The sequence below is a fragment of the Dyadobacter koreensis genome, from assembly GCF_900108855.1.
In the GTDB taxonomy this organism is placed as follows: Bacteria; Bacteroidota; Bacteroidia; order Cytophagales; family Spirosomataceae; genus Dyadobacter; species Dyadobacter koreensis.
Map to the genome: position 1 here is coordinate 35,032 of NZ_FNXY01000007.1, position 23,654 is coordinate 58,685.

Here is a 23,654-nt window from a genome sequence, read left to right on the forward strand (position 1 = left end):
TTATTAGCGCACCGAATTCCTTGGATCGGTACTTGTCTGCAACAAATATTCTTTTGGCGGCTCTACACCTAAAAGATTTTTGACAAAATAATCCCAGCGTTTTCTCATCATATAAGGATTGTAAATGCCATAACCATGCGGACTATTAGGAAATATAACAAGATCATAATCTTTGTTAGCCTTTTCCAGCGCTTCCACCACGAGCATCGTATTGTATGGTGGGACATTGTCGTCCATCATTCCGTGGGCGAGCATCAATTTCCCTTTTAATTTTTTTGCATGGACCTGATTCGCCTGGTTCTCATAATTTGAGATTCCGTTTTCTGTTTTTGTTAAAAGTCCGATATATCGTTCGCCCCAATCATCTTCGTAATTTCTGTTATCGTGGTTACCTGATTCAGATATCCCAACCTTAAAAAAGTCGGGGAACATGAACATCGCACATGCAGTCGCAAAGCCTCCGCCTGAATGCCCGTGCATACCAACGCGGCTGGTATCCATCCAATTATATTTCGAAGCAAGTTCCCTGATGGCCGACACCTGATCCGGCAATGTGTTTTCTGCCATATTCCCATAATTCATATCATGAAAACTTTTTGATCTAGAAGGATTACTTGTGCCTTCAAGTTCCATCACCACAAATCCAAGTTCGGCCAATGCCTGGTTGTCTCTCCTGGAAGCATTGAACGCCCATGAGCCGATACTGCCACCCTGGGGTCCCGGATATATGTAATCAACGACCGGATACTTTCTGGTTGAATCCATGGTCGTCGGCGTATACAACAAGCCATATAAGTCTGTTTTTCCATCATGTGCTTTGACCGAAAAAGGTTTTGGAGCCTTCCAGCCAGCTTTCCGCAGGCGCGCTATGTCAATTTCTTCAAGCGTTAAAAGATGTTTTCCGACCGAATTCCGCAGAACTGTAATAGAGGGAACGTCCGGCTGAGAATAGGTATCAACGAAATAATTACCTGACGGCGAAAAAATCGGGGAATGTATACCAGGCTCAGGGGTAAGCGATATGAGGTTATTCCCATCAAAACCAATCTTATAAAAATGGCTGAAATAAGGATTTCCCGGTTCTTTTGCATTAGCCATAAAATAGACCGACCGGTTCTTTTCATCAATTTTGACAACCTGGGTTACCACCCAGTCACCTTTTGTAATCTGATTTTTCAACTTTCCGGTTGCCGCGTCGTACAGATATAAATGTCCCCAGTTGTCTCTTTCAGAATACCAGATAATTTCATTCGACGACGGTAGGAAACGCCAGCTGATCCCCTTCTGACCAGACTCAAACTGGGTATTTGAAGTCTCCTCAAAAACTTCCCGCACATCTCCTGTCAGTGCATCGGCAATTCTGATTTTTTCATGTTTATGGTCACGGGAAGTTGATACGAAAGCTATTTGGGTACCATCTCCGCTCCATTCCGCATCGCTCAGCACACCGCCTCTGCTGATATCGTCTCCCAAAGTTGCCCGGTGCGCATCAGGCGATATTTTCAGCTTCACCGTCGATGACAATTCTAAATTGATGATCACACGATGCAACATGGCAATGGCGGTATCGCCAGGCAAAGGATATTTCCAGGCTTCCAGTTCAGGATGTCCAACATTAGTCGTTACTAGAAACATATCTCCGACATTACGTTCATCTTGCTGGTAAGTGAAGATTTTTTTGGAATCTGGCGACCATAAAAGAACCGGACGGTTACTGTGCCTCCATCCTGCATTATCTGTTGCATAACCGAAATTCTTTACGCCATCAGTTGTCAACTGTTTCGATTGATTCGTTGCAAGATCCCTTAACCAAAGGTTAAAATCTTTTATGAAAACTGCTTTTTTCCCATCAGGCGATAACGATTCGTTTGCTGGGTTGTCATCTGATTTCCCTGCAACTTCTCCTATCTGGGTAAGTTTACTGGTTTTACGGTCAAATTTCCAACGCTTGTTCGCGTACGAAAAGCTTACAAACTTTTCGTCTTCTGAAAACTCAATTGTCTGGAATGGAAGCATAAAGGCCGAGTAAGCTTTCCCGGCTGCTGACGAAATAGCCTCGGCCAACTTCTGATGATTAAAAGCCGGAAGCCGTTTTCCCCTGGTAGCATCAACGACGATATATTCACTTCCCTGGGCAGTTAAAGTACGGTACCAGAATTTTTCACTGGAAAACCAGTTTTGCTTTCCCGCAACATTATCTATGAGATTCTGTGTGTTGTAAGCCAGGAACTTTTCCGCCCTTTTATAATCTTCGGAGGTAAGATCAGCTTGCTTCTGAGCAGTTGCATTCCCGGCCAGCAGCACGGATAAGACGATTACTGAAAATTTTTTCATATTAAATAGTCCATAGGTCAGGAGTTAAAGTTATTATTTACAGCGCGCAAAATAGGCATTTTATGCCAATCCGTTTTACATAAACCTCCCTTCAATCATTGTTTTACTAACATTTTATTTTTCTAAATTTTCCGATGACTATTATGGTCCGGTTTGAAGATTATCAAATATCTCAAAAACGTTTCTAATCAGAAGAGGTATGTACTGTTTGATGTAATCTCAACAGACGCGAAAGAAATTGAATTATCCATTGCATCAAACTTCTTTCATCAGCCGGATTTATTTTTTAGAAAACGGATGGAAAATTTTTATACGGGATTTTTAAATCCGGAACAGTCAGTTTCGATCTTGACGATTACGACTCTGACATCGCCTCAAACAAAAATGACGAGACATAAATACTTTCATATTATAATGACGAATCAGAAGAAAATCCTGAAATAAAATATGTTGCGATAATACACCGGTAAATTCATAATCTAGCCAAATTCAGACATCCCAAACTCCTCAGCTGACGACGCCTGCCCAACTTCTCATGGGAAGTCAATAAGGCTTATTCCGGTTCATACCATGCTTACAATTTCAGCACTTATTAAGTATCCGTACCTTAAAACGCGGCACCCTATATAACCGCGGAAAAACTGGTCAATACTAAATAACAAAAGTGGAGGAATCTATCAGGACCTTACGTCCAGAAACTTCACATGTACATGACGCGGCGGGATTACTGGAAAAAAATATAACCTGGTCAGGATATTTCAGATACTATATTTAACCCTCCTGCCAAATCTAGTCAACCGAAACCGGATCTTCGTCCAGGTCGTTGATGTAAAGCAGATAACGTTTCTGCACTTTAGTGTGACGGTTTTTATGGTCCAGAAATCCAAATTTCAATCTGGTAATGTGGAAGTTATCAGGCGTAGCCATAATTTCTGCGTCTACACCAGCCTTTATTAAACTATCTCCAATGGCTGCGGTTGTGTACAAAAAGCAGGGATCGTTTTTTAAGAAATGTCCAAGCTCATCATTCGTATTCAACAGGTTAACGTCTCCCGGAGTGTAGAATTCGAAGGAATAAGAAAATGACTGATAGGATGCAACCGGTATGTCATCATTTGTCACATGAATAACCTTCGCCGCCTCTCTGCCTGATTGATATTGCAGTAAAAATGGATAGAAGAAATGGAACAGGAATATATAAAGCATGGCGGCCATTGCATACCCTTTAAACAAAATTTGCTGCAAAGGAGACTCCGATTTTATAAAAGTCGCGCCCAGAGTAATCACCAAACTTATCGCCGCTCCAAATATTGCGTACTGGACATTCGTCAGGTACAATAGTCCCAGAATGGCGGCGCACAGGATGAACAGCAATACAGACTGAATCCTGACATATACCGATAAGCCTGCATCCTTCGATTTTTGGTATAAAAAGTAACCGGTTATGATTGAAAAATAGGGAAATTCTATTACAATATAATGCGGCAACTGGAACTTCGACAGCGAAAACATGACGAATGTAACAATCGTACTACCATAAATAATCCAGCGCAGCGGCTGCCGGTCTTTGTCATATTTTATTAAATAGACAACAGCAGCCAGAAGACCAATCGACCAGGGTAAAAAAGCCCACAAAGTTGTGTGCAGGAAAAAGGTAAGATCCCCTTTTCCACGAATAGGGCCGGTGTTAAAAAACCTTCCGAATTGGCTGTCCCAAAAGAAAAACTTCAATCCGGAAACATTGGTCTGACCAAAAACTACCTTTTCCGGGTGCAAGTCGAATTGGACATATAAACAATATAACTCCGGCAGAATGCAAATAAAAGTAAGACCCAGTAATAACCACCAGCGATAATTTACGAATTGATCCCACTGTTTGGTAATTGTCCAATATATTACCCAACCGGCACCCAGTGTGATCAATACAAAAATACCCTTAGTCATAATGGCGCAGCCTGCGAAAACAGCGGCAGCCAATATATGTATCCAGTGTTTTCTCTGGTAAATGCATAACATATGCCAGATCGTTGCAACTATACAGGCCGTCAGATATGGCTCAGCGCGGACATCGAAATTGGCCAGCGTGCTATGCAAAGCGACCGTATAGATCAAAACTGAAATTTTGGCAACCGACGAATTAAATAAATCCCGCGCTGTCAGATATGTATAAAGCAAGCTGACAAGCCAGAATATAAAGGCTGGAAGCTTATAAGAAAATCCATTTATGCCAAATATCTTATAACTCAAAGCCGCCATCCAAAAGGGAAAATGCGGCTTATCCAACCAATCCTGTCCGTTCCCGTAGAGATTAATCCAGTCATCGTGCTGAACAATCCGCTTGGCGATCGTTGCATACAATGCTCCGTCCGGCTCCATAATATCGAGCCATAATCCCGGTATGTTCAGCACGATACCTAAGAATAAAAGCCATGGAAAATACCGTTGAAGGGAAAGTTCTGCAGTGGTCATAAGTTAAGCTTTCGGGTTAATGTTCACATTTTAATCGTTTCATCCGAATAAAATTTCGATCCAGACAAAAAATCATGAAATGATAACATTAGCTTATACTCATCCGGACGTGTTTTTGATGCAAAAAATGGAAGTGACCTAGCAGAAATTCCGTCATATTGAAGAAATATGAATGGAGAATTTTATGATTTGGCCCGGTAAGTTCAGAAATTACTATTTCAGGAAAATATTTCAGCCGTATCAAGCGCGATTACCTGCTCCCTGTAATCCTGAGGTAGAATGGCATTCCGAATAAATTTTTCGAATCCGAAAAAACGAAATATCTTATAAGCGCCGAGCACTGGCCTGAGAAATTGAATTTTACCAAGTGATAACAGGTGATTGACTCGCCCAGGCACCACCATAATTTGTACCTGTCTCAACATCAAATATCTAAACGGGCCAAGATGTTTTCTATATTGTTTGTACAGATCAACTGTAAAATCACTGTTTAAAAGATTGTCTTGCAGATGCTGTTTTCTCATGATCTCCCATGATTCCAAAGTCATTGGAAGGCCGTTAATCTTCATCTGCTCTCCAACGGCAAGAAATGTTTGAAATAAATCATTCTTTTCTGCCCGGGTGAGTTTTCTTTCCAGTACTTCGAACGAGCGGATCGAATAATCGATGAGCATAAATAGGACATCACGGTATGCCCAATCAGGAATCTGTGCTCCCCGGCTATGCTCCACGTCACGATGGATAGAAGCAATTTTATCGATCGATTTTATTGCTGCATCATATTCCGAAAATACTATTTGACGGGCATAGGAAACAGTTGAAAAAAGTCTGCCCAGAGGATCAGCAGGCAATCTGCCAGTAAAATAAAGCCAGTCTACAGCTTTGTTCATGGCAAATTCAGCTGACGCACCGGCAAATATGAAAAGTATCGAATCTGCTTTGCCCCAGATTTCTCTTACAACCGAATCTTTTTCTACGAAATATTTCATCTGAAACGTTTACCTGGATCATCTCCTATAAACTTATTTCCCGGACAAAGGATTCCATCAGCTATATCCACCCGAGAAACTTTACGATCAGAGGGAACTATAATCTGGCTTCAAATATTTTGAGTATTATGGTTGCGGCTTCAAGCCTTCCCATTTAACATTCCATTTTCCATTCTTAGGGAAGCCAGGGTTTTCAATTTTATTATCATCCGAACCTGCGCACATCAGAGCAATTGCTGCCAGCAGTCCACCGTTTCCGGGAAGATAAATCGTGAGACGTTTGTCCTGGAAATTATGACCGTTCGGTAAATAAGTATTCGTCCGGATATTTTTGAAAAGCGCATCTATTGCATTTTCCGGTTTATTCAGCCGTGTGGCGGTCATCGCAATCATTGGAAAATCCCAGCCCCAGGTACGTTCCCAGTGCCAGACTTTTTCGATTGTATCATAAGTTTTCTGCATGACTGCTGTATCAACAACTCCGTTCGCCGGCAATGTACTCAACGCCGCCAGAACCGCCGGGTGATCGATCGTATATTTACTTGCTGAAGAATACGAATCGTCGACACTTTCCGCAGCTTTATAAACACCTTTTTCTTGCGCCAAAGGGGCAATTTTATCAATGACCTCCTGCCAGTCTTTATCTGGTTTTAATCCTGTACGCTCCCTCCATTTTTGCGCGACCTGTAAGGCCCATTTCCAGTATGCAAGTTCATAAGGCGAGTTGAAAGTCTCGAGAGGATCGTAACATTCCTGCGCCGGAATTATTCCTCTGCCAAGGTTGTATTTTTGCGTTGTCGGATCGAGATAAGCGAACGAAGCCATAAAATCTGCAGTCCCGAAAATCAGTTTTCGATACTTTTCTAAAATTTCTTTTGATGGGTTATTCCGATAAATGAGTTCTGCAAGATAAATGACATGAGGTTGCTGCCAAATCAAAAATGACCCAACGGATGACGGTGATTCTATGCCTTGATGATCCGTCATTTTTTGCCATCTGACCCCCTTATAACCTTGTCTTTCCGCAATCTCTCTTGCGCCATCATACACATCAAAATACCATTGAATTCCCTTTTCAAGCAATTCTGTTCTTCCCCATAAAGCATAATGTGCTGCGTGCCACCAGTACATTTCCATATGCGGCTTTCCATACCAGCTGTTGTAGGTCAAACCCGTTTCCTGAGGCGGAAAATTGCCGGCACATTGCACGCGCGTAAGATATTGAGAAAGAATAACACGCCTTTCAAGCTCTTTCGCGCGCGAATCTGTACTTCCTGCCAGGTCTATGGCCGCTCCTGAAAGCCAGAATTTATTCCAACCGTTTAAGCTGTTTCTTGCTACTTCTGAAAATCCTGGTATGCCTGAAAACTCGTTTTTGGATGAAAAGGCGACGGAAATTTCAAAATCATTCTTGATGACTGGTAAAAGTGTAAAATCATGGTCGGCGATTTTATCGATTGTTGCTTTGGCCGTCCACTTTGTCGATACATAATACTTATCGTTATCCAGTTTTCTGCTGAAAACTGCGCTGGACCCAGTCTGTTTTACAGTGGTTTCATGCGCTGAGCCGCTTTTGTAATTTGTCCCGACATCGGTAAATTGGTTTGATGGATAGGGAAATCTGAACCTGAACTTTATGCGTTTTTCTTTTAAGAGCTCCGAACTAATCTTGACTGAGACTATATCGTTTTCTGAATCGGCCGCTGTCAGAACTTTTACAGAGACACCTTCTACTGAAAAATTGCTTAAAATCTCACCTGTCCAAAGATTGAGCTCCTGATGAATATTTTCCAAATCCTGAGGTTTGGCGATGCTCCCGTCTTTTTTTATGATTTCAAGACCGAAATTTCCCAGTTGTAAACGAGCTGGATTTTCACGGAAATAACGTACTGCATTTTTATTCCTGGCAGGCTCGTTGATCTGTACGGAATATAGCCGGTCTGTTTTCCCGTTAAAATCATACGGTTTGAGTGTTTCACTAAACTTAAGATTTTCCAGGTTGGGGAACGTGTGCCACCCCCATTCAGATTGCGTGCCTAATGGCACTCCGTTTGCATAATATTCGGGAAATGACTGGAGTCCGGTAACGTCGACTGTATATGCAAATTTACCATTTCCAACAGTAAGCGAAGAGAGTGTATCGACGGATTTAACAACAACATTGTGTCTATACACCACCGCCTTGCGATCAATTTGACAAATGCCCTGATGCGTTTGAGAAAAAGCCAGGACAAACATGAGTAAAATATAATATCGATTCATCAACTTTTAACTGGTTACTGGAAAGTATCACTCTTCAAGTCTCCGTTTACCTAAACTTGACGGAGCCGGCGGTTAGTAGCCCGGATAGAATTATTCCTTGAATATTTCCCAACGGCCTTTCCCCTGTTCAAGTAAGTAAGAAACGATTTTAGCCATAACCAATGTCCGTTGTGATTTTTTCTATGCAACCGGTATCGGGAACGTTATCATTGATAAATACAAGCATAGAAATTTCAGCAGCAGAAAATAATTGAGCAACTGCCATTAAAAACATAGTTTAGTCCGAAATTTTCAGAATAGAACATTTCCAACATAAAGCTATATTTAACCCGCGCTGCAATACTTTTAGACCACTAGTTTCCAAATGATATTTTAAAAAAATTTATGCACTATTTTAATAGTCGATGTCATAAAAGTTTAAACTGCGGAAGGCAACAACCGCACTTCATTATCAGTAAAAAATCGCCGATAGCGCAAAATCGTACATCCATTCCCTTTCGCAGCTGCTTTGAACTTATTCTTTTGCTATGACAAGCCCAATAGTGAAGTTTTGGTATGATGCAACGTTATTGCCCCGTTTCTAACATCCAGTTGTTGTAACATACTCCCAATCGTGAAAACTATAACAAATCGCTTTCCCTGGCTAGACAATCTCAGAGGGTTTATCACACTTCTCGTTGTCGCTCACCATTCTTCATTAGCTTATACAACTTTCGCATCTTTTAACAAACAGGCATACATTACTTCAACACACGCGATTGTAGATAATTACAGATGGATTGGAATGGACATTTTTGAAGATTTTAATGACATCTTTTTTATGTCGCTGATGTTTTTGATCAGTGGAATTTTCATTTTTAATGGCCTTGGCAAAGGTGTTAAAATCTTTATCCGCGACCGATTTCTCCGCTTATTTGTGCCGTTTCTTATTGGTGTTTCTGTCCTGATGCCTCTCGCATATTATCCGGCTTATCTTCTGGCTTACGGGTGACACGACCTGAAACATTACATAATCGATTTTTTCACAGTTGAAGCGTGGCCGGTCGGGCCACCATGGTTTATCTGGGTACTTTTTTTATTTAATCTCATCTTTGCACTCTTTTTTCAGAGAATAAAAAGCACTGTTAGCAATTATGGAATTAAACTCGCGTCCCTTAAATCCAGACCTCTTAAACTCATCGTTTTGCTTTACCTGATCACCTGGCTTTTGCACATACCGCTGCTGCTCTTGGCCGGTCCGGGCAGCTGGACAGGAATTGGACCTTTTGATTTCCAGGTGAGCAGAGTGTTTTTATATTTTGGCTATTTCTTAATGGGTACGGTAATCGGAAGCACGAGTCTGAACGACGGAATTTTTTCACAGAACTCACCATTTCTGCGCAAATGGCTTGCCATGTTAATCGGATGCTTCGCTGTGTATGGGGTTCTAAAATTTAGCGAGATGCCTTTAAAACATTTGATAGAAACCCAACAAATCCCGATTTTGTGGGCAAGCTTACTCTACCGTTCGCTCTGGATACTTTCCTGTGTGATGAGCTGTGTTGCGTTTCTAACATTTTTTAGAAGGTTTTTGAACAATACAAATTCTGCATGGCAATCACTTTCAGCAAGCGCCTACGGGATCTACCTTATCCACTATATTTTTGTTTTGTGGGCACAGTTTCTATTGCTCGATTTTGAAATTCCTGTTATTGCGAAATTCATAATTACATTTTCAGTCTCGGTTTGCCTAAGCTGGGTGATTACTTACTATCTCAAAAAGATTGCTGCTATCCGGAGATATTTATGATGCAGTAAAAAAAATTCCGGCCCTTTCGAACAATTAACGAAAAGGCCGGATCAGTTTTTAATCAGAAAAATTACTTCACAGGTTTTCCCTCACGGTCAAGCTCAACGACGTCAAACCCCCTTGCTCTAATTTTGTCCATAAGTTTTGCTTTGTCTCCAACCAAAACGATTACCAGAGATTTTTCCTTCGGAAGATTTCCTGCTGCGAGTTTATTGACATCCGAAGCATTTAAGGTTTTCAAAATCTGGTTTTGTTTTTCAGTATAGTCCTGCGGAAGATCGTACGTTTGAATGTTACTCAAAAAACCAGTTTTTTGAAAACCTGTTTCATACTTTCTTGCCTCGCTTTGTGTGATCGAGCTCTGCGTAAATGCCAGTTCTTCAGCCGATATACCATTGGTTTCAAAATCTGTAATGATTCGCAACACATCAACCAGCGCACTGTCAGTTGCTTCTGCCTTGATGCCGGAAGTGAATGTATAGGTTCCGGTATATTTATCGCCGGCAAAATATGAGCGGGCACCATAGGTCCAACCCTTATCCTCACGCAAGTAAAGATTCAATCGGCTGTTAAATGAAGCTCCGAGTGGATAATTCATCACGTTCGACTTGTAATAATCTCCCAGTGCGTCGTACTTCAGACCTGTAACTTTTCCTACACGAAATTCCGTCTGTGCGGCGTTGGGGATATCCACGAAATAGACCTTGGTTTTCTCTACTTTCGGTGCGGCCGGAAAAGTCGGAAATGTGATTTCATTGCCAGGCATGTCATTCAGGAAAGCCAGTTTTGACAAAATATCCTTTTCTGCCACATCGCCTACAACTACGATTTCTGCATCTTTTCGTGAGAATTTACTCTTGTAATATTCTTCAACATCCGAAAGCTTAATATTACCGATGGTTGCCTGAGAACCCATTGAGGATCGCCCAAGTGGATTCCCTTCCCCTTGAAGCAACGCATTATATACAAGGTTTGCCACGTTGGCAGGCTGGTTTAAAGCATTCTTGATACTTTCAGAAAAACGCTTCTGATTTCTTGAAAAATCCTGTTCATTAAAAGCGGGACGCAGCAAACGTTCCTGCAAAAGTGCGATGGTTTTATCAAGATTTTTAGTGAGTGAACGGACCTGAACTTTTATTGCGTCATCGACCGCATAAATATCAATACTGCTTCCTAGTTCATCCAGTGCCACTGAGAAAGCCTCTGACGAATAATTTTTGGTATCCTCTCCCATCATTGCTGCGAATAAATTCGCCGTTCCTGATTTCGACGCACTATCCAAAAATGCCCCACCTTTAAAACTCAGCGACAAGTAAACAGCGGGTACTTCATTTGTTTTCGTACCAATTACTTTAATATCACCCATGTTACTTTTCCATAATTCGGGAGCTTTAACCACCACAGCACTGGCCGCAGACGGAATTTTGCTGCGATCAAATTTGTCTTTTGCTTTGTTATATTTCAATCCCTCATAGCCATAATCCGGCGCTTTGTAGCCTGCCTGGGATATGGTATAATTATCTTCTGCCGCTTTATTTTCTTCGTTTCCTTTGGTTAAAATGCTTAAAACAACAGCGTGTTTCCCTTTGATATATTGGTTGTACACGCGCATCACATCCTCTTTTGTCACGGATGCATAGTCCTTCAGAAACTTGCCGATATAATTTGGATTGCCAGTAAAAGTATAAAAACTGGCAAGCTGAGAAACCTTTCCTGAAACACTTTCAAGACCATAAATAACATTAGCCTCGCTCTGGCTTTTGAACTTGGAAATATCCTGATCGCTTACACCCCGTTTTTCGAATTCAATTAACGTCTCACGTACTGTTTTTTCAATGTCCGAAAGTTTCTGCCCCGGATAAGGAATTACCCTGAAACCAAATTCACCCGATAATTCGGTGGTACTGTTGTTCACAGACATATTAACGGCCTTATTCGCCTTGATCAGGTTTTTATACAAAAGAGAATTATTTCCCTGACCCAAAATTTCTGCCAGACAATCCAGTGCCGGCTCATCTTTGCTATATGTCGGCGTTGTTGGAAAAACCATATAGAACATCGGAAGCTTGGCATAATTATCCGTGTAGGAAACATAGCGATCTTTTTCCAGAACCGGCGCCGGAAGGATTACCGGTTTCACGGCAGGACCTTTCGGAATCGGCCCGAAATATTTTTCAGCCCATGCCAAAACCTGCTTTGGATTTACATCACCACCCACCGTCACAACTGCGTTATTAGGTCCATACCATCTCAGAAAGAAATTTTTCAAATCACCGACAGCTACACGGTTTAAGTCCTCGATATAACCGATAGTCAACCAGCTGTAAGGATTTCCATATGGATATAAATTTTTGGCCACCATTTCACTGGCCAACCCGTAGGGACGATTATCATAATTCTGACCACGTTCATTTTTAACCGTTGCACGCTGAACTTCAAATTTTTTCTGGGTGACTGCGTCTAAAAGAAAACCCATCCGGTCGGCTTCAAGCCATAACATTTTCTCTACCTGATTAGCCGGGATTGTCTCGAAATAATTCGTGCGATCACGGTTGGTACTTCCGTTTAATGTTCCGCCAGCTTCCGTGATCAGTTTGAAGTGCTGCTCATCCTCAACGTGATCTGAACCCTGAAACATCATGTGTTCGAAAAAATGGGCAAATCCGGATTTTCCAATTTCTTCCCGGGCAGATCCCACGTGATATGTCACATCGACGTGCGCCAGGGGATCACTATGATCTTCATGGATCAGAAGTGTGAGTCCATTCGGAAGTACATACCGCTCATAAGGAATAATTGTCTCCGAGCCTTTCCGGACTACTTTTTCAACTAATTTCGCCTGTCCGTTTACCGTTACAGGCATTTGCATGTACAGCAGAGCACTGGCTGCAATGATCAGTTTTTTCATTTTGAAACTGTTGGTTTTAAATCTTGAAACATTTTATTTTTCACAAATCCCAGCCATTGGACCTGAGCGGCCAGGAAGGCTGGTAAATTTGTTTGGCTGTTCGGGAAAACCCGTTTTAAAAACGTAAGTTCTTAAATACTTTCGATTTTACACGCTATCAGGCTTATTTTCCTGTCCGGATCAAATAACGCCGAAAAATATTTCAATTCAAACACCGATTAAAAAATGAATTTGGTCCGCAAACATCAGCGAGAAGTGAAATTTTTATGGAGACTAAAAGCAATTGCAGCCGTATTGGGATAGAGTTTTCCTTTATCCATCGCGAACGATAATTTCGACTCTGCTCCTCCCAGTATTTTCATTTTTCGCTCCAAAGAAAAAATTCCCGAAAACTGGTTTGGACTAGATATAAATGGCTCATCATAAGTTCCCTGATTACTGGAATAGGATACCTTGGTAGTCCAACCTAAATAGTTAAAAAAAGTACCGCTTATCCCTAAATGGACTACGGAAACGCGGTTATTGCTCGTAAAAGAGTCTGCGTAATTCGGCCATTTCCAGTTCGTGTCGGACGTTGGTATAATGAAAGCAGTTCCGATCGTCCGGTCATAATAGGACCAGCCATCACGAACCTGGCCATTATTAAAGTAGTTATCCCTACCGAGCACGTTTCCTAATTCCCAAATTGAACCTCCCTGATTTTTAGTGTATAGAAATTCAAAAACTACCTTGGTTATCTCGAAATTGGCCCCGTACGCGTTATTTTTTGTAATACTGATTCCATTCAACCCGTCAGAGATATTCAGAAGCTTCGAGAGCGATCCGTCCTCGTAAATATTCTGCCTGTATAAAAACCACGAATAATCGTGGCCTAAATACTGGATCGCCACGTCAATCGAGCCCAGATGATTCCCGATTCTATTATTGTAATCAAATTCAGTAAGATCCTCTCCAAGAAAATAGCGCTGGCCCGTTATCACGTTAATGTAGTTCCTGAACCCGTCCGGAAGATCGCCATCCTTGGTATAATAAGGAGATTTACCGCCCCATTGTACCTGGTGGTTGAAGCCGCCCATCAGTTTCAATCTGCTGTTTTTACTCCCGATTTTCAGATATAACGCCTTCTGGTGCAGCTTCAAACCACTGGTAACAGGTCTGTTCTTTTCAAAAAAACCATCAGAATAAAATGCGTTAAAAGACAGCCAGCCCCTTGTAAATGGTACTTCAATAAAACCGATAGTTCCAATTTGAATTTTAGGTAACGGCATAGCATTTCCAGACCAGGCATACGACCCTGTCCCCAACGTTGAATCGGCCAAACCGACGTATTGCTTTTTTCGACCTGCAAAAAATTCCCAGTTTTTGAAGCGCAGTGATGCGTATGATTGCGGGAAAAGTATTTTCGAGTTCCTGGTAACATTTCCGACGGCTTCTATTCCTATACCAGCGCGCCAGACGTTTCTCTTTCTGTTTGCCTCCGAACCAATTCGGATATTCTTCTCAAAATTACCTCGTACAGTAGCAACAGGCCTTGATTTTGGAACAACACCAAACTGATTGGCCTGCATCCAGAACGGAGTTCTCGAACCAGCACCTCCAAAGGCACTTATTTCAAAATACCTTGATGTTGAATCGAGATATGTGCGGGCATTTATATGCGGAGTCTGCCCCGAAACAGTGCCAGAACCGAAATAAAGAGAGAGCCAAAAGCAGGGCTTCAAAAACTTTTTGGGATGCATACCAGTGCGTGTTTAAGGCGAGATTTTCCATTGTTTCCGGAAAATTTTATAAACTTCATCAACCGGCAAAAGCCTGGCGATGAAGTTTATTCTATCATTTCGATAAATCAGTGTCACTCTTCCGGTATGCCCAGTAAAATATTTGAGGCAAAACGGTAAATGACAGAAACATACAGATCAGCAAACCTCCAACGATCATGATGGCGAGCGGTTTTTGAATTTCCGAGCCCATTCCATTGGAAAGAGCAGCAGGTAAAAGTCCTAGAGAACCCATAAGCGCGATCATAATAACAGGACGGATGCGGCCATAAATTCCTTCGGAAATAGCTTGTTTCAGAGGCAATCGGTGAATGAGATTTTCTTTCATCACATGGACCAGAATAATTCCATCAATCGTGCAGACACCGAAGAGAATAATAAAGCCGATCCCTGCCGAAATCCCGAAAATAGTACCTGTCATCCAGAGTGATAAGAATCCTCCAACAAAGGCAAACGGAATCGTAATCAAAGAAATCAGGGTGTCTTTTACGTTACCAAAATCCATGTACAACAGGAAGATGATCAGTACCAAAGCTGCTGGAATAATGACCGAAAGCTGCTTGGTCGCGCGCTCTTTACTTTCAAATTCACCCGCCCAGACAACCTTTGTATTCTTGTCAAATCTGACATTTTCCTTCACAACCTGCTGCGCTTCGGCTATCGTACTTCCAAGATCCCGGCCATCGATACTAAATCCAATTCCGATATACCGGCTGCTGCCCTCTCTATATATAAACGCGGGGCCGGTTTTAGTCCCAATGGATGCAATTTCTTTCAGTGGAACCTGATGGTCATCCAGTGAAGGAATCAGGATATTACCAATTTCTTCTTCCGTGTTCCGGTATGCTTCCTGAAAACGAATGGTGATATCGAACATGCGGTCATTTTCGTAAAAAACAGAAGCTGCTTTTCCGCCAATCGTCATTTCGATCACGGCCTGCGCGTCAGCCATGGAAACACCGTGACGTGCCATTCTGGCTTCGTCCAACTTTATTGCAAGCTCGGGAATACCAATATTTCTGTAAACCAGCACATCCGTGACTCCCCGAACATTCTCCAGATTTTTGGCCACCTGGTCGGCTTTGGACTCCATATCTACCAAATCATTTCCAAATATTTTCACCACCAGAGAGCTTTTCACCCCAGCCACATACTCTTCCACATTATCCTGAATAGGCTGGCTGAATCCAAAGGTAATTCCCGGAAAAGAAGCCAGAACAGCCTTCATTTCACCTAGTAATTCGTCTTTCTTAATGTGTCTTTTCCATTCATTTTCAGGCTTCAGCTGGATATGAAATTCATTATTGAAGAAACCAGTCGGGTCTGTCCCGTCATTTGGGCGGCCCGTTTGGCTCATGACAAATTTCACTTCCTTAAAAGAACGGAGCGTGTCGCGAAGCGCGTTTCCGGTTTTTACCGATTGTTCGAGATTAATACTGTTAGGTAGCGTCGCACGTACGTATATCGCTCCTTCATTCAGTTTCGGAATAAACTCGGTACCATACGTCATAAATTTAAAAACACACAGAAAAAACAGGCCCACGAATCCGGCAAGTACGAGACGTTTGTTCCGGTCACTCCAAAGGTAAAGTTTGAAAATATTGTTTCGGAAAAAGTTAACAACTGGGTTGCTCGTCTCTTTCACATTTCTCTTTAACAAGACTTTACACATGGCCGGCACGAAGGTCAGACTCAAAATCAAGGAACCAACCAGTGCATAACCCAAAGTAAATGCCAGCGGTGTAAACATTTTTCCTTCTACTTTTTGGAAAGAGAAAATCGGAAGCAGTGCTACGATCAGGATGATCTGAGCGAAGAAGATGTGAGAAGCCACGTTTTTCACGCTGCGTTTCATTAAGCCGAGCTTTGACATTTTGTTAAAGCGCTCGACGCCCAGCCTGAGCGAAGTCTTTTCCAGATCAACATATATTTTTTCAACAATGACCATCGTACCTTCGAGCAGCAGCCCAAAATCAATCGCGCCCAAAGAAATCAAATTGGCCGGTAATCCCTGAATACGCAGCATCGTAATCGCAAACAAAAAAGAAAGCGGTATTACGAGCGCAACGGTAACGGTTGTACGCCAGTTGAATAAAAAAATAAATACGATAACCGATACCAACACGATCCCTTCGGCCAGGTTATGGGTTACGGTATCAACAGTCGAATTAACAAGCTCGGTCCGATCAATTACGGGAACGATTTTCACATCATCCGGCAGTATCCGGTTATTAAGTTCATCGATCGTTTTTTGAAGTTTTCCAATTACCTCGCTTGGATTTTCTCCCCGCAGCATCACAACAATTCCTTCAACGAGATCCTTATCCTCTCCAAGTCCGACCTGCCCGAGCCTGGGTTTTGCCGTAATACTTACCTCTGCGACCTGTTTTACAAGTACTGGCGTCGACCCCTTGACATTTATTAGAATATTTTCGATATCATGAGTGCTTTCCAATAGGCCAACTCCACGCACGACGTAAGCCTGATCTCCTTTCTGAATGACATCACCACCCACGTTAATGTTACTTTTTTCAACTGATTCGTATACATCTAACGGCGTTAAATTATATTGCGCCAGTAACGCCGGGTTCACCCGAACCTCATAAATCTTTTCTTCGCCACCAAAGCTGGCAACATTGGCAACACCCGGCACCGCCACCATCTCGCGCTCAATCACCCATTCCTGCAATGCAGTAAGCTCTTTCAAAGGTCGGTCACTTTTTAACACATACCGAAAAATTTCACCTGTTGCACCGTAGGGCGGCTCGATTTCAGCTTCTGCACCTTTCGGCAGATCGATATTACGCAGCCTTGTGGAAGCATATTGCTGGGCGTAAAAATCTTCGACTTTGTCCTCAAACAATACGGTGACAACCGATAAGCCAAAAAGAGAAATCGAGCGAACTTCCGATTTTTTAGGAATCGTGTTCATCTCTTTCATTATCGGTAGCGTGATGAATTTTTCGATTTCCTCAGCACTTCTCCCGGGCCACTGGGTGATGATCCTCGCCCTCGTATTAGTCACATCCGGAAAGGCTTCAATTGGCGTATTGATGTAACTTACAACGCCTACGACAGCCAAAACGGCTGTCATAAAAAATATGATCATCGTATTTCGCAGCGAAAATGCGACGATATTTTGTGTTAATTTTTGCATGAAAGAATTTTATTTTTCAGAACTCAGCGCATCAGCAAAAAGCAGCAGCTGATTTTTAATGACCACTTTTTCGCCGGGATCGATACCATTTTTGAAAAAAGCCCTGTCATTATCCTGCATGTCGATGACCACTCTTCTCGGCTCCAATGATTTGTCCGGCTTTTGGATCAGGATATAATTTTCGTTGTTATAAAAAATAAGGGCGGAAACAGGTATACCAATTGCTGTGTCTTTTAGATTTTTCCTGACAACTGCTTCGATCGCAAGTCCTGGCTTCAACTTTAAATCTTTATTGGGCATACGAATCCGAGCCTTCAGCACACGTTCCTGCGGATCAAAAACCTGAGAAATTTCAGAGATTACACCATCAAAAGTTGCACCGGGATAGGCTTTGGATTTTATAACGGCGTTCATGCCTTTTTGTACAAAAGGAAGATCGACCGCATAGACATTTGTCGTGACCCACACATCAGACAAATCGGAAATAGTAAAAAGATCCGCGTCATTTCCATTGATCTGTGTTCCTCCGGAAATGTTATTTTCGACCACATAACCACTGACGGGCGCTTTTATCTGAAAAACCCCTTTTTCTGTACTTGCGTTATAAAGTGACAAATTTGCCTTCACCTTTTCAAGTTCCGTTTTCAGGATAGACACATCACTTTTGGCTTCAAATAAATCTTTTTCAGATGAAACCCGGTCGGCAAACATTGATTCAGCTATCGAAAGTTTTCTATTAGCCACAGTCAGTTGGGATTCCAGTGTTGCTGCCTGCGCATTAAGATCACTAAGCTCGCTGCTCCGCAGCTCCGCAAGAACCTGTCCTTTCGATACTTTGTCACCTAATGAAAAAAAAGTTTTGGTTACAATTCCATTGACGAGACTGGCATAATGAACCACCTGATTGGGATTATACTCAATTTGCCCGTTCAGGCGAATCGATTGCGTTATTTTTTCCAGTTCGGCCGTCATCGTTTCAACATCTGATGATTTTATAGATACCGATTCCGGCTTTTGTTCGGGCATTTGCTCCGTTTTCTGATCGCAGGAACACAGCCCTGCCGCCATGGAAAACAGCATAAATAAATAGCGGCTTGAAGTCGACATAGTTTAGATTATTATAATTTTGAAATATTATTGCAGCTCCGCACCTGTTGAAAAAATCAGTTCTTCCCGGCTGTCATGTACCTGTTTAAGGGTCAGCAGCATGGTACGCTTATTAGAAATATAGGCTTCGAAAAAGTCAAGATATTCCACCATATTAATTTCTCTTCCGGCAAAATACCGGGTGTATGCCTCAAACACCTGATCCAGATCCTGACCGTAGGCCGGATCCAGCTTTTGATATGCATCAAGGCTTTTTTGCAGATCCCGGAAAGCCTGAGTTACCTCTGCTTCTAATCCGATTATTTTTTGCTGCGACTCAACTCTCGACTTTTCGATACCAATCTTGCTTTCCAGGATATTTCCCTGATTCCGATTAAAAACCGGAAGGTCTGTTTTGAATCCAAAGCCGAAGAAGTTCAATAAAAAGTTACCGCCACGGTCATAATTCATGCCAAAAGTTAAATCCGGTTTTCTATGGGCATATTCCAGATCGTACTTTTTCTGCGCCCACGTTTGCTGCAAAAAACTGATTTTTGCGTCCGGACGAGCTAAACTGGCGGTCTCAATCAGGTTCGCGAGCGATAAACTTTTTAAATTAGTTAAATCCGGATTCCCGGCATTTTGAACAACCAGATAAGCGCTGGAAGGGAGGTTAAGCAGAATGCATAACTCCTTTTGAGACGCATGAACTTCCTTTTCTGCCTCAATAATCTGCTGGCCGAGGTCAAGCTTTAATGCCTTCAGACGGAACAATTCAGGTTTATTTAAATTTCCCTGCGCATACTGCTTTTCAAATGAAGTGAGTAAAGTCTGGAGGGCCCGGTCTTGTCCAGTCAGAACGGATAAAAAAGACTGATGATAAGAAAGTTCAAAGAAATTCTTTCTCAGATCAGTTTTAAGATGCCGGATTAGCTCCGAGAAATATTCTGAGGCAATATCACGTGATACCGATTCCAGGGCTATGCGTTTTCTTCGCTTTCCCGCAGTCTCGAAAACCTGAGTCAACTCGGCGGTGAATTCCCTGTTCTTTCCAAAATTTCCGAAAAGGGGCGGAATTGTCTCACCGGAAGACAGCTGGTTTTTCGTTGTCCACAAGTTCAGCTCGTCTATACTGAATTCCGGATTCGGCCATAGTTTTGCCTGAATAATCTGCGCTTCCGCCTGTCTGATGCTTAATTTCTGCGCAAGAAGTTCCAGATTATTATTTAAAAATAATCCTTCTGCCTCTTTCTGAGATATTTTCAATGTATCCTCAGCAGCCGGACTAGCGCGGGAAGCTAAATTTAGAAAAACCAGTATTAAGCCGGATAAAAGAAATGCCTTCACAAAATTTTTATTGTTGAAGGCACAAAATTAGGCTCGCAACATTAAGCTAACCTTTGAGGTAAATTAGATGTAAATGAGAGCTACATTAAAAGTACATTAGAGAAATTTTCAAAAAGTCAGCTTTATCCCGGTACCTTTTCCAAGTTCTGATGTAATATTTATTCCGATGCCGTGATTAGTCAAAATTTTTGATGCTATGGCCATTCCCAGCCCATTGCCGTTTGTTCTCGACACGTTTTTACCTCTATAAAACGGCTCACTGATATGCTGAATTTCCTGGTCGTCAATCCCTATACCCCGATCAAGGATCTGGATTTCCAAACGGTTTTCAACCTGAGAAAGAGAAATGTCAACCGGCTTACAATCAGAAAACTTAACCGCATTTTCGATCAGGTTATATAGTGCGATATAGATTTGCGTATGAACACAGCCATAATTTAAAATTTCACTGCTATCCTCCGGCAGGTTCCAGTTGACGTTGATTTTACTATCGGGATACTCTTTCGGCAATTGATCAAGAACTTCCCAAACAATTTCGTCGATCCGTTCCGGGCTGACTTTTATATTGTTTTTCTGATCCAACCCAGCAAGTACCAACAAATTATGAAGCACTTTTTCCAGACGTTCCGCGTCTTTCAAAACACTATGATTTACATTTTTATATTCTAAGATATCCCGATCTTTTTGGAGCAAAACTTCCAGATTCCCAACAATAGACGCCAATGGACTTTTCAGCTCATGGGACGCATGGTTTATAAAGTTCTTCTGTATCTGAATATTGCCGTAAACTTTTTCCAGCATCGAATTAAATTCCTTGAACAAATCTTCGAGTTCATCTTTCGTAGGCTGATATTTAAGCTGATGATTCTGACCGGTCATATCCACTTCCTTGACCTGGTCAATAATATTTCTGACTGGCGAATAGGCATATTTGGATAGTGAATAACTCAATGCGACGATCACAAACATACCAATCACCAAGGCAATCAGAAGTATCCTGATCAACTCCTTCCCTTGTGCTTCCAGCGCGGGATTTTTTGCTTTAATGATAATACTGAAAGAACCTTGATTATCACGGTAATAAATGGCGTAATAAAAAGCATTGTCAACCTTGAAATTATACTGACCTTTTGCCCGGATCGTCCTCAGGATTTTACTTGTAATGTTGGTATCCGGATCCGCTTCACCGTAGTGAATCTGTCCTGCTTTATCATATAAACGTATTTCCTGATTGACTGTGGAGGTCAGGAATTTTTTTTCGATCGGCTTATATTCCTTAGTGCTTAATTCATCCTCTTCAAGATAGAACATCGCGGTCAGTGAAGCGGTTCTGGACAATTCTTCGAAGAAAATACTTTCAGCCGATTTCGTAAAATTTAAATAAATAAGCACAGAAGCGACTGTAAAAACGAGTCCAAAAACCAGAGATGAATTTAGTGTAAGCTTATGCTGTATTTTCATTAGTCGGCGGCGATCTTATTATCCGCGGTTTTTGATTTTTTTAATCAGTTTCAAAAAAGCAATTTTATCAAACTGTTGGTCCGGATTGTAATAAAAGCTTCCACTAATTGCAGCTCTGGGCAACCAGCCGGAAAAATAACCATGATTTAGCGGGGAAAAGCAGATACCTATGAATTATAATAAAAATTTAAGGACTTTGCTTCCAGCAGGCCTTCGATCTCAAACCAATTTTATTTACCGGCATTTATTTTCTTGCCCCATTGTGTAGAGTTTAATCTACCTGCACAGGAAAAGGCTTTTCACTGGGCAAGGATCAAACTTGCCGACTATTATAAATTTAATAAGGCATATGATGACCAAGCCAATAGCGACAAATTACTTCAAACATTTCCGTCTGTTCCTTCAAGTCACTTGGTTTAGAAATTACCGAAGTTGCTCCGGCATTGTAGCAATTTACCGCCTGGTCGTTACTTGTGTCGTTCGTTAAGATGATAACCGGCAACGTTTTCCAGGGAATATTTTTAGTGTTCAGTCGCTGCCTGATTAATTTCAATAAATTCAATCCATCAATTCCGGGCATTTCCAGATCAAGCAATATAAGCCCGGGCATTCTTCCTTTATACGTGTTAGCAGACACCAGCATAAGATGTTGATATAAGGCCTGCCCCCGCTCAAAAACCTGCAATTTATATTCTGGTAAAAATTCAGTGAAGATTCTTCGGGCCAGATTACGATAATCTGCGTTGTCGTCTACGAGGTAAACTTCCTTGTTACCGGATGTCTTACTGCGAAACTCTCCGCTTTCGGTCAGACGGGCTGATGGGGGTAAGAGGTCAGAATTCATTATCTTGAGTAATTTACGTACAGTTTTCTTGAAATATTGATTGTAGACCAGACACAGGCAACACAATTTAAAAAAAGTTATACCAAACGATTCGTCCCCTATTCAGTTATGTAATCAACTGGAATGATTTTTTCCCGGTGAAGGTAAATAAACGGCAAACATGAAAACCTCAAAAGAATTGTACATCGTTGATGACTCAGAGGATCATCGCTTCATTATTCAGAATATTTTCAGCAAATTTCTGCCGTCCTACCCTGTCAGGCTTTTTCGGGGAGCAAAAGAGTTATATGAACTTTTGATTTTACAGGCAGATGTCAATTATCAGGGCGGTCTTCCGGGTCTCATTATCCTTGACATGAAAATGCCGGTAATTAAAGGTTCCGACCTGCTGAGGCTGTTGCGCCAGACTCCCGATAATGATAAAATGTCCTGGAAAACTTTCCCCATCGTAATGATGTCAAGTCAGTCATCTCCTCAGGAAATTGCCGAGTGTTACCAAGCAGGTGCCAGCTCGTTTTTCACAAAACCTACCGATTACGAAGAACTAAAAATACTTTTCCGGGTACTATGCAAATTCTGGCTGGATTATAATCGGCTTCCTTCGAAAATTTCTTAGACTTTTACAGAAGTGTCACAGGTTATAACTTTGTGGCACTTCTGTATAAGGCGAAATCGGTTCTACTCTACGATTACCAATTCATTATCTTGTTTGAATAAATCCCCGTTATACCTGCGGCCTGGCTGTTTATCCAAAAAATGTTTAAGTCTGAACCTTGTCTTCTTTCCTGACATTGGTGTGAGCAATACGGAGGCTGCAAAGCCATAAGCAGCCGCTAAGAGGATTCCCGCAAATATTTTTCCCGGAGAAATTGAAGCTTTCGTTTGATGATATCTGGATTTCATAGTGATGACATTTATTTTACAGCGTATCTGTTAAAAGTATGCCAATGTTTTTTGCCAAAGAAATCACTACAATCAGGAGATGACAACAGAATTATGCTCGCGTGGGATGATTCCAAAAGCTTATTCGTAATCTGTAACGGGCGCGAGACATCCCCCAAAAAAAAGTTCGTCCGCCGATTCCCTCTGGACAGACTGACTATTGAAAACATTTCCGCCGACGATTTCTAAGGGTCGAAATATAACTACCGGCCTTGCTCTTGCAAAATTTCGGTCATCAATAAAACTATAATTCACTTCGTCGATTTTTTAAAAGTCCACTTCATCTCC

Annotated in this window: 13 protein-coding genes and 1 pseudogene; 2 read left to right on the forward strand and 12 right to left on the reverse strand. The window is 41.8% G+C overall.

The window, feature by feature from the left end; genetic code table 11:
• Positions 1 to 3: 3 nt before the first annotated feature.
• From BMY70_RS21515 to BMY70_RS21535, 4 genes are all read right to left on the reverse strand, one after another.
• A complete protein-coding gene (locus BMY70_RS21515) occupies positions 4 to 2,334 on the reverse strand; it encodes a S9 family peptidase (protein ID WP_090338374.1) in 2,331 nt (776 codons plus the stop codon).
• 789 nt (positions 2,335 to 3,123) lie between these two features.
• Positions 3,124 to 4,803 (reverse strand): ArnT family glycosyltransferase, encoded by a 1,680-nt coding sequence (locus BMY70_RS21525; protein ID WP_090338376.1) that lies wholly within the window; start codon positions 4,801 to 4,803, stop codon positions 3,124 to 3,126.
• 218 nt (positions 4,804 to 5,021) lie between these two features.
• Complete coding sequence (locus tag BMY70_RS21530; RefSeq protein ID WP_090338377.1) at positions 5,022 to 5,792, reverse strand: oxygenase MpaB family protein; 771 nt, start codon at positions 5,790 to 5,792, stop codon at positions 5,022 to 5,024.
• Between the two features lie 126 nt (positions 5,793 to 5,918).
• On the reverse strand, positions 5,919 to 8,054 hold the full coding sequence (locus BMY70_RS21535; protein ID WP_090338378.1) for a hypothetical protein: 2,136 nt from the start codon (positions 8,052 to 8,054) through the stop codon (positions 5,919 to 5,921).
• Positions 8,055 to 8,667: 613 nt separating this feature from the next.
• Between BMY70_RS21535 and BMY70_RS21540 the strand changes: the two are divergent.
• A pseudogene (locus tag BMY70_RS21540) lies at positions 8,668 to 9,843 on the forward strand (acyltransferase family protein).
• Between the two features lie 70 nt (positions 9,844 to 9,913).
• Here BMY70_RS21540 and BMY70_RS21545 read toward each other — a convergent pair.
• The 7 genes from BMY70_RS21545 to BMY70_RS21575 all read right to left on the reverse strand — a co-directional run bounded on the left by BMY70_RS21545 (position 9,914) and on the right by BMY70_RS21575 (position 22,424).
• Complete coding sequence (locus BMY70_RS21545) at positions 9,914 to 12,751, reverse strand: M16 family metallopeptidase (protein ID WP_090338379.1); 2,838 nt, start codon at positions 12,749 to 12,751, stop codon at positions 9,914 to 9,916.
• A gap of 245 nt (positions 12,752 to 12,996) precedes the next feature.
• Complete coding sequence (locus BMY70_RS21550; protein WP_229209719.1) at positions 12,997 to 14,490, reverse strand: capsule assembly Wzi family protein; 1,494 nt, start codon at positions 14,488 to 14,490, stop codon at positions 12,997 to 12,999.
• 94 nt (positions 14,491 to 14,584) lie between these two features.
• The gene (locus BMY70_RS21555) at positions 14,585 to 17,686 is read right to left on the reverse strand and encodes an efflux RND transporter permease subunit (RefSeq protein WP_090338380.1); all 3,102 of its coding nucleotides are present in this window, start codon (positions 17,684 to 17,686) and stop codon (positions 14,585 to 14,587) included.
• Between the two features lie 9 nt (positions 17,687 to 17,695).
• On the reverse strand, positions 17,696 to 18,793 hold the full coding sequence (locus BMY70_RS21560) for an efflux RND transporter periplasmic adaptor subunit (protein ID WP_090338381.1): 1,098 nt from the start codon (positions 18,791 to 18,793) through the stop codon (positions 17,696 to 17,698).
• A 27-nt stretch (positions 18,794 to 18,820) separates the two neighbouring features.
• Positions 18,821 to 20,119 carry a TolC family protein gene (locus BMY70_RS21565; protein WP_090338382.1) on the reverse strand — a complete coding sequence of 433 codons (1,299 nt, stop codon included), beginning with the start codon at positions 20,117 to 20,119 and terminating at the stop codon, positions 18,821 to 18,823.
• Positions 20,120 to 20,227: 108 nt separating this feature from the next.
• Positions 20,228 to 21,580, reverse strand: a complete 1,353-nt coding sequence (locus BMY70_RS21570) for a sensor histidine kinase (protein ID WP_090338383.1) — start codon at positions 21,578 to 21,580, stop codon at positions 20,228 to 20,230.
• 337 nt (positions 21,581 to 21,917) lie between these two features.
• Positions 21,918 to 22,424, reverse strand: a complete 507-nt coding sequence (locus BMY70_RS21575) for a response regulator (protein ID WP_090338384.1) — start codon at positions 22,422 to 22,424, stop codon at positions 21,918 to 21,920.
• 160 nt (positions 22,425 to 22,584) lie between these two features.
• Between BMY70_RS21575 and BMY70_RS21580 the strand changes: the two genes are divergently transcribed.
• Complete coding sequence (locus BMY70_RS21580) at positions 22,585 to 23,040, forward strand: response regulator (protein ID WP_090338385.1); 456 nt, start codon at positions 22,585 to 22,587, stop codon at positions 23,038 to 23,040.
• 62 nt (positions 23,041 to 23,102) lie between these two features.
• On the opposite strand, the gene BMY70_RS21585 is transcribed toward BMY70_RS21580, so the two are convergent.
• Positions 23,103 to 23,327, reverse strand: coding sequence for a YtxH domain-containing protein (locus BMY70_RS21585; protein WP_090338386.1), 225 nt, complete (start codon positions 23,325 to 23,327; stop codon positions 23,103 to 23,105).
• Positions 23,328 to 23,654 lie beyond the last annotated feature (327 nt).

Excerpts from the sequence above, each read along its gene's own strand:
- BMY70_RS21575 (WP_090338384.1), bottom strand. The coding sequence starts at position 22,424 with ATGAATTCTGACCTCTTACCCCCATCAGCCCGTCTGACCGAAAGCGGA.
- BMY70_RS21545 (WP_090338379.1), bottom strand. The coding sequence starts at position 12,751 with ATGAAAAAACTGATCATTGCAGCCAGTGCTCTGCTGTACATGCAAATG.
- BMY70_RS21580 (WP_090338385.1), top strand. The coding sequence starts at position 22,585 with ATGAAAACCTCAAAAGAATTGTACATCGTTGATGACTCAGAGGATCAT.
- BMY70_RS21560 (WP_090338381.1), bottom strand. The coding sequence starts at position 18,793 with ATGTCGACTTCAAGCCGCTATTTATTTATGCTGTTTTCCATGGCGGCA.
- BMY70_RS21570 (WP_090338383.1), bottom strand. The coding sequence starts at position 21,580 with ATGAAAATACAGCATAAGCTTACACTAAATTCATCTCTGGTTTTTGGA.
- BMY70_RS21525 (WP_090338376.1), bottom strand. The coding sequence starts at position 4,803 with ATGACCACTGCAGAACTTTCCCTTCAACGGTATTTTCCATGGCTTTTA.
- BMY70_RS21515 (WP_090338374.1), bottom strand. The coding sequence starts at position 2,334 with ATGAAAAAATTTTCAGTAATCGTCTTATCCGTGCTGCTGGCCGGGAAT.
- BMY70_RS21535 (WP_090338378.1), bottom strand. The coding sequence starts at position 8,054 with ATGAATCGATATTATATTTTACTCATGTTTGTCCTGGCTTTTTCTCAA.
- BMY70_RS21530 (WP_090338377.1), bottom strand. The coding sequence starts at position 5,792 with ATGAAATATTTCGTAGAAAAAGATTCGGTTGTAAGAGAAATCTGGGGC.
- BMY70_RS21550 (WP_229209719.1), bottom strand. The coding sequence starts at position 14,490 with ATGCATCCCAAAAAGTTTTTGAAGCCCTGCTTTTGGCTCTCTCTTTAT.
- BMY70_RS21585 (WP_090338386.1), bottom strand. The coding sequence starts at position 23,327 with ATGAAATCCAGATATCATCAAACGAAAGCTTCAATTTCTCCGGGAAAA.
- BMY70_RS21555 (WP_090338380.1), bottom strand. The coding sequence starts at position 17,686 with ATGCAAAAATTAACACAAAATATCGTCGCATTTTCGCTGCGAAATACG.